Source organism: Enterobacter adelaidei (genome assembly GCF_041937165.1).
Lineage (GTDB): Bacteria > Pseudomonadota > Gammaproteobacteria > Enterobacterales > Enterobacteriaceae > Enterobacter > Enterobacter adelaidei.
Genome location: NZ_CP154353.1, coordinates 631980 through 647457, shown reverse-complemented (window position 1 = coordinate 647457; position 15478 = coordinate 631980). Strand labels below are relative to the sequence as shown.

The 15478-nt window shown below is 54.2% G+C and carries 15 protein-coding genes and 1 other annotated feature; of the genes, 3 read left to right on the top strand and 12 right to left on the bottom strand.

Annotated features, from left to right (window positions below):
• Positions 1-14: 14 nt before the first annotated feature.
• Together mog and tal are read right to left on the bottom strand one after the other, a co-directional pair.
• Entirely contained in the window at positions 15-602 is a 588-nt protein-coding gene (gene mog / locus AAHF05_RS03235; RefSeq protein ID WP_049005231.1) for a molybdopterin adenylyltransferase, read from the bottom strand.
• 111 nt (positions 603-713) lie between these two features.
• On the bottom strand, positions 714-1667 hold the full coding sequence (tal, locus tag AAHF05_RS03230) for a transaldolase (protein WP_028016623.1): 954 nt from the start codon (positions 1665-1667) through the stop codon (positions 714-716).
• A 262-nt stretch (positions 1668-1929) separates the two neighbouring features.
• Here tal and AAHF05_RS03225 point away from each other — a divergent pair, with 262 nt between their 5' ends.
• On the top strand, positions 1930-3360 hold the full coding sequence (locus AAHF05_RS03225) for a sodium:alanine symporter family protein (protein WP_049005230.1): 1431 nt from the start codon (positions 1930-1932) through the stop codon (positions 3358-3360).
• Between the two features lie 66 nt (positions 3361-3426).
• The gene (gene yaaA, locus AAHF05_RS03220) at positions 3427-4200 is read left to right on the top strand and encodes a peroxide stress protein YaaA (RefSeq protein WP_028016621.1); all 774 of its coding nucleotides are present in this window, start codon (positions 3427-3429) and stop codon (positions 4198-4200) included.
• Between the two features lie 31 nt (positions 4201-4231).
• Here yaaA and AAHF05_RS03215 read toward each other — a convergent pair whose 3' ends face one another.
• The 7 genes from AAHF05_RS03215 to yjjY form a co-directional block, all read right to left on the bottom strand.
• A complete protein-coding gene (locus tag AAHF05_RS03215) occupies positions 4232-4525 on the bottom strand; it encodes a DUF2502 domain-containing protein (RefSeq protein ID WP_129323958.1) in 294 nt (97 codons plus the stop codon).
• Positions 4526-4817: 292 nt separating this feature from the next.
• Entirely contained in the window at positions 4818-6104 is a 1287-nt protein-coding gene (thrC, locus tag AAHF05_RS03210; protein WP_129323959.1) for a threonine synthase, read from the bottom strand.
• Positions 6105-6107: 3 nt separating this feature from the next.
• Positions 6108-7037 carry a homoserine kinase gene (thrB, locus tag AAHF05_RS03205; protein ID WP_028016618.1) on the bottom strand — a complete coding sequence of 310 codons (930 nt, stop codon included), beginning with the start codon at positions 7035-7037 and terminating at the stop codon, positions 6108-6110.
• Position 7038: 1 nt separating this feature from the next.
• Entirely contained in the window at positions 7039-9501 is a 2463-nt protein-coding gene (gene thrA, locus AAHF05_RS03200) for a bifunctional aspartate kinase/homoserine dehydrogenase I (protein WP_049005227.1), read from the bottom strand.
• A gap of 24 nt (positions 9502-9525) precedes the next feature.
• Positions 9526-9643 (bottom strand) — a sequence feature (Thr leader region).
• Complete coding sequence (gene thrL / locus AAHF05_RS03195; protein WP_015572623.1) at positions 9582-9650, bottom strand: thr operon leader peptide; 69 nt, start codon at positions 9648-9650, stop codon at positions 9582-9584. It overlaps the preceding feature by 62 nt.
• 211 nt (positions 9651-9861) lie before the next feature.
• Positions 9862-10548 (bottom strand): tRNA/rRNA methyltransferase, encoded by a 687-nt coding sequence (locus AAHF05_RS03190; protein WP_129323960.1) that lies wholly within the window; start codon positions 10546-10548, stop codon positions 9862-9864.
• Between the two features lie 399 nt (positions 10549-10947).
• Positions 10948-11088: a protein YjjY gene (gene yjjY, locus AAHF05_RS03185; protein ID WP_085928893.1), complete on the bottom strand. Its 141-nt coding sequence runs from the start codon at positions 11086-11088 to the stop codon at positions 10948-10950.
• Positions 11089-11183: 95 nt separating this feature from the next.
• Here yjjY and arcA point away from each other — a divergent pair, with 95 nt between their 5' ends.
• Entirely contained in the window at positions 11184-11900 is a 717-nt protein-coding gene (gene arcA, locus AAHF05_RS03180) for a two-component system response regulator ArcA (protein WP_003856501.1), read from the top strand.
• A 45-nt stretch (positions 11901-11945) separates the two neighbouring features.
• Here arcA and creD read toward each other — a convergent pair whose 3' ends face one another.
• From creD to creB, 3 genes are read right to left on the bottom strand one after another with little or no spacing between them, the layout of a single operon-like run.
• Positions 11946-13298: a cell envelope integrity protein CreD gene (gene creD, locus AAHF05_RS03175; protein ID WP_049005226.1), complete on the bottom strand. Its 1353-nt coding sequence runs from the start codon at positions 13296-13298 to the stop codon at positions 11946-11948.
• Between the two features lie 56 nt (positions 13299-13354).
• On the bottom strand, positions 13355-14779 hold the full coding sequence (creC, locus tag AAHF05_RS03170) for a two-component system sensor histidine kinase CreC (protein ID WP_049005225.1): 1425 nt from the start codon (positions 14777-14779) through the stop codon (positions 13355-13357).
• Positions 14779-15468, bottom strand: coding sequence for a two-component system response regulator CreB (gene creB, locus AAHF05_RS03165; RefSeq protein ID WP_049005224.1), 690 nt, complete (start codon positions 15466-15468; stop codon positions 14779-14781). Before creB ends, creC begins: the two co-directional genes overlap by 1 nt.
• Between the last annotated feature and the right edge of the window lie 10 nt (positions 15469-15478).

Below are 15478 nucleotides of genomic sequence, written 5' to 3'. Positions count from 1 at the left end.
CATAATCATTATTTTCAGGATATTGTCTCGCGGCGCGCGCTTTTAGGCCGAAAAGCTGCTACGACTTTCTCATCGGTTTCCACATACGGACCGTCCAGCAGCTGTATACAATACGGTACACTTGCAAAGATCCCGTGTACGATCACGCTGCCATCGTCGGCTTTAAGCCCTTCCAGCGTCTCTTTGATCGACTTCGGCTGGCCCGGCAGGTTCAGGATCAACGCCTGTTTGCGGATCACGCCCACCTGGCGAGAGAGGATGGCGGTTGGAACAAAGTGTAGGCTGATCTGGCGCATTTGCTCACCGAAGCCCGGCATTTCACGGTCGGCGACTGCCAGCGTCGCATCTGGCGTGACATCGCGACGTGCAGGCCCGGTTCCACCCGTGGTCAACACCAGATGGCAGCTCATCTCATCCACCAGCTCGCACAGCGTCTGCTCAATGATCGGCTGTTCGTCTGGGATCAGGCGGGTCTGGATTTCAAAAGGGGTAGTCAGCGCGCTGCCCAGCCACTCTTCCAGAGCCGGGATGCCTTTATCCTGGTAAACACCGCTGGAGGCGCGGTCAGAAATCGACACTAAGCCGATGCGTAAGGTATTCATAGCCATTCCATCTAAAAAGTACTGATTAAAGGGAATGATACACGCAGAGAGGAAATTCAGACAGGGTACGAAAGAAGTCGCGTGACCGGGAACCCGGTCACGCAGAAATGATTACAGCAGGTCGCCGATCATTTTTTCCAGTTTGCCCTGGTCAACAGCAAACTTACGGATACCGTCCGCCAGTTTGTCTACTGCCATTGGATCCTGGTTGTGCTGCCACAGGAACTCGGATTCAGTGATGCGTTCTGGGCGCGCTTTCACTTCACCGGTGTAAGACAGCTTACGCTCGATCGCGCCTTCGCTTTCTGCCAGCTCTTTCAGCAGTGCAGGGGCGATGGTCAGGCGGTCACAGCCAGCCAGCTCGATGATTTCACCGACGTTACGGAAGCTTGCGCCCATAACAACAGTCTCATAACCGTGCTGTTTGTAGTATTCGTAGATTTCAGTAACGGAAACCACGCCTGGATCTTCAGCAGGTGCGTACTCTTTCTTATCGGTGTTGGCTTTGTACCAGTCCAGAATACGGCCTACGAACGGAGAAATCAGGTAGACACCGGCTTCTGCACATGCACGCGCCTGCGCGAAGGAGAACAGCAGAGTCAGGTTACAGTTGATGCCGTCTTTTTCCAGCTGCTCAGCCGCGCGAATGCCCTGCCAGGTAGAGGCCAGTTTGATCAGGATACGGTCGTTGCTGATACCCGCATCGTTGTACATTTTGATCAGGCGTTTTGCTTTGGCGATTGACGCTTCGGTGTCGTAGGAGAGGCGTGCATCCACTTCGGTAGAGATACGGCCAGGAACCAGTTTCAGGATTTCCAGACCGATGTTCACTGCCAGTTTGTCAGTGGCATCAACGATCTGCTGCGCGCGGTCATTGCTCTGCGCTTTCGCCCAGGTCACAGCGTCGTCAATCAGTTTGCGATACTCAGGGATCTGTGCAGCGTTCAGGATCAGAGAAGGGTTAGTTGTGGCATCCTGCGGCTGGTACAACTTCATTGCCGCGATATCTCCGGTGTCAGCTACGACAGTGGTGAACTGACGAAGGGAGGTCAATTTATCCGTCATGATAGTGTTTCTCTTTTAACGTGCCCTGGATAATTCACGCTACCGACAGCATGCCTGCAGCGGAAAAATGACAGGTTTACTTGTTAGGGGGATGTAACCGGTCTGCCCAGATGATAACACGAGTGAGAGGTAGCGCAACCGCAGACAGTGCGCTTAGACAGAGTATGATAAACTCAGAATATTAACAGGCTGCTAAGTAACAGCATGCTCAATCAGTGGTAGCGCTTACATATTCATATTGGCATCAACAAGAGGGACGTTAATGCCTGATTTCCTTTTCTTTATCAACGAAATCCTCTGGGGTTCGATAATGATATATCTGCTATTAGGGGCAGGTATATGGTTCACACTGCGCAGTGGTTTTATCCAGTTTAGGTATATACGCAAGTTTGGCAGAAGTCTGAAAAACAGCATTACGCCGCAGCCAGGCGGACTCACCTCGTTTCAGGCGCTTTGTACCAGTCTCGCCGCACGTGTCGGTAGCGGTAACCTGGCGGGTGTAGCGCTGGCCATCAGCGCCGGTGGTCCTGGCGCCGTCTTCTGGATGTGGGTCACCGCGATCGTTGGCATGGCCACCTCGTTTGCCGAATGCTCTCTCGCACAGCTGTACAAGGAGAAGGACAAACACGGTCAGTTTCGCGGCGGTCCGGCCTGGTATATGGCGCGTGGGTTAGGGATGCGCTGGATGGGCGTTCTGTTCTCGCTTTTTTTACTGCTCGCTTATGGCCTTATTTTTAATACGGTTCAGGCTAATTCTGTCGCCAATGCTCTGCGCTATGCCTTCGCCTGCCCGGAGTGGATCACAGGCATCGTTTTATCCCTCTTCGTTCTGTTCACCATTTCTGCTGGTCTCAAAGGCATCGCCCGCCTGATGCAGTGGATGGTTCCCGTGATGGCGCTGCTCTGGGTTGGCGCGAGCCTGTTTGTCGCCGCACTGCATGCCGACCAGGTTCCAGGAATCATTACCACTATCTTCAAAAGCGCTTTTGGCTGGCGTGAGGCGGCATCAGGTGCGCTGGGCTACACCTTCAGCCAGGCGCTGATGGCGGGTTTTCAGCGAGGAATGTTTTCCAATGAAGCGGGTATGGGGTCAACCCCCAACGCGGCGGCAGCCGCCTCTTCCTGGCCGCCACACCCTGCCGCACAAGGCATTGTGCAAATGATTGGCGTCTTTACCGATACCATTATTATCTGCTCCGCCAGCGCCATGATTTTGCTACTGGCAGGCCCCGTACCGCATTCGTCGGGAAACGCCGGGATACAGCTTCTTCAGCAGGCTCTGGTGAACCTTACTGGCAGCTGGGGGGCCGGTTTTGTCGCGATCATACTGATATTGTTCGCCTTCAGCTCAATTGTGGTGAATTACCTTTACGCCGAAAATAACCTTATCTTCCTGAAACTCGACTCCCGCGCCGCAATCAGTGCGTTGCGCCTGGGAGTGATACTGATGGTCATTGCAGGATCCCTGCTCAGCATGCCGTTGGTCTGGCAACTGGCTGACGTCATCATGGCACTGATGGCCATCACCAACCTTACGGCGATCCTGCTGCTCTCCCCCATTGTTAGCCTGATTGCCCGGGACTATCTTCGTCAACGCAAACTGGGTGTTCCACCGGTATTTGATCCCACACGCTATCCTGAAGTTGACGCGCAACTGGCCCCCGGCACATGGGATGATTTGCCCCGGCGATAACAGCTATCGATCAATTCAGGGCGATTTTTTGCTAAAGTCGCTCTAAATTTCCTGCAAGGACTGGATATGCTGATTCTTATTTCACCTGCAAAAACGCTCGACTACCAGAGCCCGCTCGCCACCGAGCGCTATACGCAACCTGAACTGCTGGACTATTCGCAACAGCTGATCCGCGAAGCGCGTAAACTCTCTGCACCACAAATCGCCTCGCTGATGAGCATCAGCGATAAGCTCGCAGATCTTAACGCCACCCGCTTCCACGAGTGGCACCCGGATTTCACGCCAGCCAACGCTCGCCAGGCGCTGCTGGCGTTTAAAGGTGATGTGTATACCGGCCTGCAGGCGGAAGAGTTCAGCGAAGCCGATTTCGATTTTGCCCAGCAGCACCTGCGCATGCTCTCAGGCCTGTACGGCGTTCTGCGTCCGCTGGATTTGATGCAACCTTACCGTCTTGAGATGGGTATCCGATTAGAGAATGCAAAAGGCAAAGATCTGTACCATTTCTGGGGTGACATCATCACCGACAAGCTAAACGCAGCGCTACATGCCCAGGGCGATAACGTGGTGATTAACCTGGCCTCTGACGAATACTACAAGTCCGTGAAGCCAAAGAAACTGGATGCGGAAATCATCAAGCCGGTCTTCCTTGATGAGAAAAACGGTAAGTTCAAAGTGATCAGTTTCTACGCCAAAAAAGCGCGTGGTCTGATGAGCCGCTACATCATTCAGAACCGACTGACGAAGCCGGAGCAGTTGACCGGATTTAACAGCGAAGGGTATTTCTTTGACGAAGCGTCGTCAGGGAAAGGTGAACTGGTGTTTAAGCGCCACGAGCAGTAAAACAAAACCCCGCCAGCTGGCGGGGTTTGCATTAATGGTGCTTCCAGTCCGGACCTGGACGATGATCGTCGTGACGGTGGTCTGGATGGTCGTCACGATCGCGATGTTCGTCATGAGGACGCCAGTGATTATCGCGCCAGTCATAATGGGCCTTCCACCAGTCATGGTCGCGCCAGCGACCGCCATCCCAGTAGTGTCCGTGGTTATCCTGGTCACCAATCTGCAGTTTTACCGCAGGCACGAGTGTGATTTCAGATGCCTGTACCGCCATAGGAGCGACCAGCATCAGTGAAAGTGCGATGAGGACAGGTTTCAACGTAGACATAGGTGACTCCTTATTCTTCTTGCCCAACGTGGGCCGATGTAAGGAGGTTACGTGAGGGGAACCGGGGTTGTTATTCTCTGCAATCCTAATCTCTAAGTTACCGCATTTATTGGGAATTTCTTCATTTTCCCTTCTTTTTTTCTCCTTAATTTCTCCATAAAAAAGCCGGGTGGCGCCGTCGCCTTCCCCGGCCTCGGTACAGTGCTGCTGTTGCCGGGTGACGCTGCGCTTACCCGGCCTACGTTCTGAGCCGTTGTAGGTCGGGTAAGGCGTAGCCGTCACCCGACAAAAATCACGCTCGAGCCATCATCAACTTACGCAGCGCGGCAAAATCCGCAGGTAGTTCATGAGACAGCAGCGGCAGGTCGGCACGTTCGGCCAGCTCTTTCGGCAGCGGCAGCGTTTCACCCAGAATCTCTTCCACGCTCTCTTTGAATTTTGCCGGATGCGCAGTCCCCAGGAACAGGCCATATTCACCTGGATTAAGCTGATCGCGCAAAGCACGATAAGCAATTGCGGCGTGCGGTTCGGAGGTGTACCCCACCGCTTTCAGCTCACGCATGGTCTCTTTGGTGGTTTCATCCGTCACCGCTGCGTAACCCAGATCGCCAAGACGCCAGATTTTGCGGCGGAACAGTTCTTCCACTCGCGGCCAGTTATTCGGCTGCGACACATCCATCGCATTGGAGAGCGTTGCCTGCGTCGCGTTCGGCGCCCATTTGCCGTCTTTCAGGAAACGTGGCACGGTGTCGTTAGCGTTGGTGGCAGCGATAAAGCGTTTCACCGGCAGACCCAGGGATTTTGCCAGCAGGCCAGCCGTCAGGTCACCAAAGTTACCGCTTGGCACAGAGACAACAAGCTGATTACGCGCTTCCTGCGGGAGCTGTGCAACCGCTTCGAAATAGTAGCAAATCTGCGCCAGCAGACGGCTGATGTTGATGGAGTTCGCCGAGTTCAGACCCAGCGCCGCCTTCAGCTCTTCATCATCGAAGGCCTGTTTGACCAGTGCCTGGCAGGCGTCGAAATCACCGTCGATAGCCACGGTCTCAATGTTGCCGCCGAGGGTACAGAACAGTTTTTCCTGCAGCGGGCTGATTTTGCCTTTCGGGTAGAGGATCACCACACGAACGTTTTTCAGGCCGTAGAACGCATGCGCAACCGCCGCACCAGTATCACCGGAGGTAGCCGTCAGAATGGTTACCGGTTTGTCGCCGCTGATGTGGGTCAGCATCTGAGCCATAAAGCGGCCACCGAAATCTTTGAACGCCAGGGTCGGGCCGTGAAACAGTTCCAGACAGCCAACGTCAGGCTCCACCTGCTGAACCGGAGCCGGGAAAGCGAACGCCGACCGCACGCGTTCTTCCAGCAGATCCTGCGGGATTTCGTCGCCGATAAACGCAGACAGAATTTTGGCACTGCGGGTGACAAAATCCAGCTTCAGCAGTTCATCAATCTCGGTCAGCTGAAATTCCGGCAGGTCATGGGGGAAGAATAACCCCTGATTTTTGCCCAGTCCCTGAGTCACCGCCTGCGCGAAGCTGACCTGCTCGTTATGATCTTTAAGATTGTAGAGTTTCATTCGTTATCCCAGTACTCGTGCGCCAGCCGTGTCCAGACGGCAAATATGAACAAAGCCTTCCTGATTTTGCAGGTAGTGTTTAGAGAGCCAGTCCGCTACGCGTTGCGCAGTGTCTGGTTTATCGCATAAGGCGAACAGCGTCGGGCCGGAGCCGGAGATGCCGCATGCCTGCGCGCCAATATCCAAAGATGCCTGTCGCGCCTCGTTAAAACCAGGCAGCAGTTTGGTGCGGTATGGCTCGGCAATAACATCTTTCATCAATTTCGCCGCCAGCTGCGGCTGACGGGTATAGCAGGCGTGAATAAAGCCGGCCAGATGACGTCCGTGGGCGATACAGTCCTGGCGACGATACTGCGCAGGCAGGATCGCACGCGCTTCAGCGGTGGAAACCTTAATACCCGGATAGGCCAGCACCCACAGCCACTCATCAAACCCTGGCACCTGCTGGCTGATGATGCCATTTTCTTCGATCATCAGTTGCATGCCGCCAAGGAAGCACGGCGCGACGTTGTCATAATGAATGCTGCCAGAGATCCGCCCTTCCAGCTCGCCCATTAACCCCAGCAGGCGGTTATTGTTCAGCGGTTTGCCGCAGTGTTCATTCATGGCCACCAGCGCAGCGACCACCGAGCAGGCGCTGGAGCCCAGCCCTGAGCCAATCGGCATACTTTTTTCCAGCGTCATGGTGACCGGCACATTTTTGCCAATCTCCTGACAGAAGCGCTCCCAGCACTGATAGACGATATTCTCGCGCGGGTCCGACGGCAGTTTGCTGGCAAAGCGGCCCACGTTATTCAGGCTGAAGCTATTTGCCGCTTCAACCGTGACCGTATCGCCCAGCAGAGAACCATCAACCGGCGTGACCGCCGCACCCAGCACATCAAATCCGACGCTCATATTGGCGCTGGAAGCCGGGGCATAAACTTTGACCATGTTAAACTCCTAACTTCCATGACAGGGTACGCAGCAGATCGGCAAACACACCCGCCGCTGTAACATCGTTCCCTGCGCCATAACCGCGAAGCACCAGCGGCAATGGCTGATAATAGTGGCTGTAAAACGCAAGGGCGTTTTCGCCGTTTTTGACTTTGTACAGCGGGTCGTTGCCATCCACTTCGGCAATCTTCACCCGGCACACACCATCTTCTTCAATATTGCCAACATAGCGCAATACCTTACCTTCATCACGGGCTTTCGCAACGCGTGCGGCAAACGCATCGTCAAGCTGCGGCAAATTAGCCATAAAGGCACCGACATCACCGGAGCTATCAAATTCTGCTGGCAGGACCGGTTCAATCACGATATCGGACAGCTCCAGCTCACGACCTGTTTCACGTGCCAGGATCAGCAGCTTACGCGCCACATCCATCCCGGAGAGATCGTCACGCGGATCCGGCTCGGTATAACCCAGTTCACGCGCAGCGCGGGTCGCTTCTGAAAGGCTCATGCCTTCATCCAGTTTGCCGAAAATAAACGACAGCGATCCGGAGAGGATACCGGAGAAACGCTGCAGTTCATCCCCCGCGTTCAGCAGGTTTTGCAGGTTCTCGATAACCGGCAAACCAGCACCCACGTTGGTGTCATACAGGAATTTACGACGCGATTTGCTCGCCGCCAGGCGCAACTGGTGATAGTAGTTCATCGACGAGGTGTTGGCCTTTTTGTTCGGCGTCACCACGTGGAAGCCTTCACGCAGGAAGTCAGCATACTGATCGGCAACCGCCTGGTTCGACGTACAGTCGACAATCACCGGGTTGAGCAGGTGATACTCTTTCACCAGACGGATCAGGCGGCCCAGATTAAACGGCTCTTTCGCCTCGTTCATTTCCGCCTGCCAGTTTTCCAGATTCAGGCCATGCACGTTGGTCAGCAACGCTTTTGAGTTGGCGATCCCGCAGACGCGCAGATCAATATGTTTCTTCTTCAGCCACGCCTGCTGGCGCTTCACCTGCTCCAGCAGCGCGCCGCCAACGCCGCCCACGCCAATCAGGAACAGTTCGATGACCTGATCGGTGTTGAACAGCATCTGGTGAACCACGCGAACGCCGGTGGTGGCGTCATCGTTGTCCACAACAACAGAGATTGAACGCTCTGACGAGCCCTGGGCAATCGCCACGATATTGATATTGGCGCGTGCCAGCGCAGCGAAGAACTTGGCGGAGATACCGCGTAGCGTGCGCATGCCATCGCCCACCACCGAGATGATCGCCAGACGTTCCTGAATGTACAGCGGCTCCAGCAGTTCTTCTTTCAGCTCAAGATAGAACTCTTCCTCCAGCGCGCGGCGGGCGCGCAGGCAGTCGGCCTGCGGCACGCAGAAGCTGATGCTGTATTCCGAAGAAGACTGGGTGATCAGCACCACGGAGATACCGTTGCGGGACATGGCTGCAAACACGCGCGCCGCCATACCGACCATCCCTTTCATCCCCGGACCTGAGACGCTGAACATCGCCATGTTGTTGAGGTTAGAGATCCCTTTCACCGGCAGGCCGTCTTCATCGTTACTCGCGCCAATCAGCGTACCGGGTGCCTGCGGGTTACCGGTGTTTTTAATCAGGCAAGGGATCTGGAACTGGGCAATCGGAGAGATGGTACGCGGGTGAAGGACTTTAGCGCCGAAGTAGGAAAGCTCCATCGCTTCCTGATACGACATCGACTTCAACAGCCTGGCGTCCGGTACCTGGCGCGGGTCGCAGGTATAAACACCATCGACGTCAGTCCAGATCTCACAACAGTCCGCGCGTAAACAGGCGGCCAGCACGGCGGCGGAATAGTCGGAGCCGTTACGGCCCAGCACCACCAGCTCACCCTTCTCGTTACCGGCGGTGAAGCCTGCCATCAGGATCATGTGGTCAGACGGAATTTTGCTTGCAGCGATGCGGCGGGTTGATTCGGCAATATCAACAGTGGATTCGAGGTAGTGGCCCACCGCCAGCAGTTTTTCAACCGGATCGATCACAGTCACGTGATGACCACGCGCTTCCAGCACGCCCGCCATGATGGCGATAGAGAGTTTTTCGCCTCGACAGATCAGTGCCGCGTTGATGCTGTCCGGGCACTGGCCGAGAAGGCTGATGCCGTGCAGAACATGTTTAATTTGCGCGAATTCCTGCTCAACGAAGGACTTCAGTTGAGCGTGCGGAAAGCCTGGCTGCGCCTCTGCCAGCCCTTGCAGTAAGTCAGCGAAGATACGCTCTGCGTCGCTGATGTTCGGGAGTGCATCCTGACCACCGATGGTTTTTTCAATCATCGCCACCAGATGGTTCGTGATTTTTGCCGGGGCAGAGAGCACGGTCGCAACCTGCCCCTGCCTGGCGTTGCTTTCCAGGATATCGGCAACGCGCAGAAAACGTTCTGCATTTGCCACTGATGTACCGCCGAACTTCAACACTCGCATGGTTCTACCTCGTTTCCTTTAGCCGAAAAAAAAGCCCGCACTGTTCAGGTGCGGGCTTTTTTTTGTTTTTCCTGTACGCGTCAGCCCGCATCGTTACCTGTGGTAATGATGATGGTTGTGGTAATGGTGGTGATGCTGATGCGTTTCATGGATGTTGTGTACTCTGTCATTATTATCTGTCTGTGCTGTATTCTTTTAGGGTTAAAGGATCGGGCACCTTAAGTCAATGGATTTTTAATTTGATCACATTTCGGGAGACTCTCACGTCCCGCTGCGTGCAGATTTATTTTCATCCGATTCCCCCAAGTGCAACCCATCCAGACAGACTTATTCGCCATAGTAAAAACTTATGGCAGTATTTTACTCGGCCAATTTTTTTTCAATATCGTGCAGCAAACGGTGCAGCATGGCGGTGTCCCGCTGCTCAAGACGCCCCAAACGCTGCTGCAGCCAGTCAGCCATTTTTTGATCGTCCGCTACCCCCAATTGAGATAACAGTTGCTCAACACGAGCGCGCAGTGCGGCCAGCTGGTTTTCGTTTGCCCCTTCAGCCTGTGGCTGAGGGATTTGCATTAGGGAAGCTAATTGATAGCAGTAGACCATGACCGCCTGGCCTAAATTCAGGGACGGATAATCGGCCACCATCGGTGCCCCCGTGAGCACGTCAGCAAGTTCCAGCTCTTCATTTGTTAACCCGGAATCTTCACGGCCAAACACCAGCGCGGCTTTCTCCAGCCACTGGCTTTTCTCCTTCAGCATGGGTACCAGTTCAGCAGGGGTGGCGTAGTAGTGGAATTTCGCACGGCTGCGCGCGGTGGTCGCAACGGTAAACGAAATGTCGTGCAACGCGGCGGCTAGTGTGTCGTAAGTGGTTATATTATCGAGAATATCTCCCGACCCGTGCGCCACCCACCGAGCGGCAGGCTCCAGATGGGCCGTGCTGTCCACAATACGTAAATCGGTAAAACCCATGGTCTTCATGGCACGCGCCGCTGCGCCTATATTTTCGGCTCTGGCTGGGGCAACCAGTACAATCGACAGATGCATTTATGCTCTCTTTTTAATCAGTTAGCGGGTAAAAATGTGATGCACATCAACATATTACGCAGCGCGAATTTACAAAATTGCAACACAAATCACCGAAATAGCGTTTCATAACAAATTAAAAACGCTAAACTATTTTGTGTCTGAACAATCAGTTAGAATGTTAACAGAAGACTATTATCCTTATGTTTTATAATGATAATAGCGACATGAATACCCTATTCTGATTGGATTCACTTCGTTTATAAATCAAGGTCCGCAACTAGTTGGTTTATTGAAAAATTGTGATAAAGGCTAGCATTCAGCTACGATGATTTCATCAAACTGTTAACGTGCTACAATTGAACTTGATATATGTCAACGAAGCGTAGTTTTATTGGGTGTCTGGTGTCACTTAGCCTGTTATGTTGCTGTTAAAATGGTTAGGATGACAGCCGTTTTTGACACTGTCGGGTCCAAAGGGAAAGTACCCAAGACCAAGCTAATGATGTTGTTGACGTTGATGGAAAGTGCATCAAGAACGCAATTACGTACTTTAGTCACGTTAGGCCGGTCATGTTAATTTGCGACATGTATCAGGCAGGTCAGGGACTTTTGTACTTCCTGTTTCGATTTAGTTGGCAATTTAGGTAGCAAACATGCAGACCCCGCACATTCTTATCGTTGAAGACGAGTTGGTAACACGCAACACGTTAAAGAGCATTTTCGAAGCAGAAGGCTACGATGTCTTTGAAGCGACCGATGGCGCAGAGATGCATCAGATCCTTTCTGAAAATGATATCAACCTGGTGATCATGGATATTAACCTTCCGGGCAAAAACGGTCTTCTTCTGGCGCGCGAACTGCGTGAACAGGCGAACGTCGCGTTGATGTTCCTGACAGGCCGTGACAACGAAGTTGATAAAATTCTTGGCCTGGAAATCGGTGCGGATGACTACATCACCAAGCCGTTCAACCCTCGCGAGTTAACCATTCGTGCACGCAACCTGCTTTCCCGAACCATGAACCTGGGTACGGTCAGCGAAGAGCGTCGTAGCGTAGACAGCTACAAATTCAACGGCTGGGAACTTGATATCAATAGCCGTTCGCTGATTAGCCCGAACGGCGAGCAGTATAAACTGCCGCGCAGTGAATTCCGCGCGATGCTGCACTTCTGCGAAAACCCGGGCAAAATTCAGTCCCGTGCAGAATTGCTGAAGAAAATGACCGGCCGTGAGCTGAAACCGCACGACCGTACCGTAGACGTAACGATCCGTCGTATTCGTAAACATTTCGAATCTACGCCGGATACCCCGGAAATCATCGCCACGATCCACGGCGAAGGGTACCGTTTCTGCGGCGATCTGCAGGAGTAATCCCGCACGCAACACATAAAAAAACGGCGCTTTGCGCCGTTTTTTTTATTTCCAGATTCGCAGTGTATCGTTATCAGGCTCTGCGGGAGGTTCAGGACGCTTCGGCTGAGGAAGCGAGTACCAGTCAAAATGACGGGTCAGGAACATCACCGCAAACAGCGCCAGCGCGAGCACCGCTGACCCCAGCAATAATGCACAATCCTCTGACCGCAACAGGAACCACATCACCACATCCAGCCCGAGTAGCGCCAGCACAAACAGCCCGCTGCGCTTCCAGCTTTTCAACACGGCCTGCAGGTACATTCCGTTCATCGCTGCGCCAACCAGACTTGCAACAACCCAAGCGGGCGTAAACCCGACGTGTTCAGACAGCGCCAGCAGCACCAGATAGAACAGGACCAGCGACAGCCCCACCAGCAGATACTGCATCGGGTGAAGGCGTAATCCGGTTAAGGTTTCGAAAACAAAGAACGCCATAAACGTCAGTGCAATCAGCAGAATCGCGTACTTAATCGCGCGCTCAGTCAATTGGTACTGGTCGGCAGGCGTCGCTACCGTCACGCTAAAGGCCGGGAGCGCATCCCACTCCGGGGATTCCTTATCGTTGAACCAACTTTCCATGTTATTTGCAAACCAGCTACTCTGCCAGTTCGCCTGGAAACCGGACTCGCCTATCTGATGCTTAACGGGGAGATAATCGCCCATAAAACCCGGATGCGGCCAGTTGCTGGTGAGCGTCATTTCGCTATTACGCCCTACCGGTACCACCGCAAAACTGCCCGTTCCCGCCAGGCTGAGGGACATCTCAAGCGCAAACGTTTTGGCTTCCAGCGCTTTGTCGGTCAGCGGGATGTGGATCCCAGCAAGCGCCCCGTAGACGCCTGAACCGGGTTCCACGCTTAGCGTCTCCCCGTTGATTTTAGAGATACTGACCGTGCCAATGCCCCGCGCGTCGCCAACGCCCGTTACGATAAACGGTTGCCCTGTTGTTATCGTTTCCCCTCTCAGTTGTTTTAGCTCTTCGGTATTAAACTGTGCTTTTATCTTCAGGTCAGCGTTCCAGATTTGCCCGTCGTAGATGCCAATATTTCGGGACTCCACGCGCTGGTTACCTTCCACAACTAGGGATTCCGGCAGAATAAAGTGCATATAGCTTTTCTTGTATTCGACCTTCTTCTCGTCCTCTATCTTGTAAAAGATCTCCGTCATCGGAATCGCAATCAGCGGGCCGACCAGTTTTTGTGGTCCGCTGGTGCTCTGGCGCAGCGTGTTTTCGACATCATTACGGTAGTTTTCACGCTCTGAAATCAGGTTACTGACCATAAAAAGCGGGACTAACAACAGCAGGATGCACCCCAGCAGAGTGCTTACTTTCCAGAACAGGGGGGATTTCATCATTACGTCTCCTTTGTGATGAGGAGAGCGTAACCGGGCTATGTGGGGCCAGTTTGAAGTTATGTGAAGGGACGGTGAAGTATCAGCGTGGCCATCACGCCACCTTCATCACGATTACGCAATGTGACCTCCCCCTGGTGCAGACGCGCCACCTCCTGTACAAAGGCCAGCCCAAGGCCGCTGCTTTTCAATCCATTGTCACGAGGAAGAGAGTAAAAACGTTCGAAAATTCGCGTCAGGGCATAATCCGGGATCCCGCTGCCGCTGTCGGTGACGGTAAAGTGTATCTGCTTGTCCCCTTCATGGGCTGCAAGCTGAACAGCCCCGCCCTCCGGCGTGAAGTCGATGGCGTTATCCAGTAAATTACCCAATGCCTGTTCAAGCAGCTCCGCATCACCTTCCACACACAGCGCGGTGCTTTTACAGGTCAGGGTGATATTTTTAGCGGTCAGTAGCGTCGAGCGGGCGTCAGCCAGCCGCGCAAACAGCGCATCGACATCAACGCTTGTGGGGACAATCTCCACCCGATTTTCAAGCCGGGCCTGGGCAAGCAACTTTTCGACCAACGATTGCATACGCGCGTTTTGCACCAGGATGTTGTCGATAAACCGCCTGGCGACCTGCGGTGAGGGCTGCTCAGCAAGAATTTCCGCCGCGCCCCGGATTGCGGCCAGCGGACTTTTCAGCTCGTGGGTGAGCGAGTGGACATAGTGTTCAATGTAATTTTTCCCTTCCAGGCGAATACGCATATTCTCCAGCGCCTGCGCCAGCTTGCGCAGTTCACTGCTGCCGGGATTCGGTAATGGCAGAGGGGAATCGGTGGTAACCGCGTCAGCGTAGCGCGACAACGTACCGATAGAACGATTGATCCACCACGCCACAACAAGGCCAATCAGCAAAGCAATGCCAAGCAATGCACCACCCGCCCACAGGATCCGTCGCTCGCTGCGATGGATAACCGGGGCCATCGCGCTGTTGGGTTTCCCGACCGACAGCACGCCAATAATCTTACCGTTGTCCACAACCGGAGCCGCAACATACATCACCGTGCTCTCTGGATCGTCAGGATTGCTCTGGGTGCTCCGCGCGCCGTATTCGCCACGAAGGGTCAGCCAGACATCGTTCCAGAGGGAGTAATCTTTCCCCACAGCCAGACTCGCGGAATCAAACACCACTCTGCCCTGCGCATCGGTCATGTAGACGTGGTATTCGTTGCGCACTTTATGAATGCCGCCGATATTGGCGCGGAAAGGCCGCTGATGAAGTTGTGAAAAGGCCTGCGCCAGTTTGCCCTGCTGCGCATTGCCCGAAAGGAGATCCTCGCGCCCGACTTCGGCGAGCAAGGTCGCGGTATCGATCAACGTCCCTTCAGTTGCCCTGCGCACACCGGGTTTCACTTCCTGAACAAAGATCGACAGCACAAACCACGCGGCGATACCCACGATCAGGAAGTACCCCAGCAGCAGCCGCATCCCAATGCGCATTAATAAAGCCCCAGGCTGTAGCCCATACCACGATGGGTGCTGATGGGTGAAAGCTCCTCGTTCACCGCCCGCAGCTTGGCGCGCAGGGTTTTGATATGGGTGTCCACGGTACGATCGAAACTGTCCCCGTCTTCGCCCCACACCTTGTCCATTAGCTGCTGGCGGGAGTACACACGTCCGGGAGCCTGTAACAATGTTTTAAGTAACAAAAACTCGTAGCGCGTGAGGGGTAACACCTCACCGCACCAGCTGATTCGTGCCGCAGGTTCGTTCAGTTCAAACTGGCCGATACGCACAACATCCGAAGGCGCGGCTGATTTTTGCATCCGCCGTAAAATTGTCCGCACCCGGGCACACACTTCGCGCGGTGAGAAAGGTTTAGCGACGTAGTCATCAGCCCCCATCTCCAGACCGAGCAGTTTATCCACCTCGTCGCTTCGCGCCGTCAGAAACAGTACCGGCAACGCCGGATGCAGCGCCAGCAGTTGACGGCACAGCTCAAAGCCGCTGATATCCGGCAACCCGACATCAAGAATTGCCAGCGCGGGCACCTGCCGCCGCGCCTCTTCCAGCACGGGCAGACCGCGTTCAAACGCCTTCACCTCGAATCCTTCCTGCTGAAGCATGTAGATAAGTGTGTCAGCGATGCTGATTTCGTCTTCAACCAGCCAGACCACAGGTAGTTGCATGGTTCGTCCC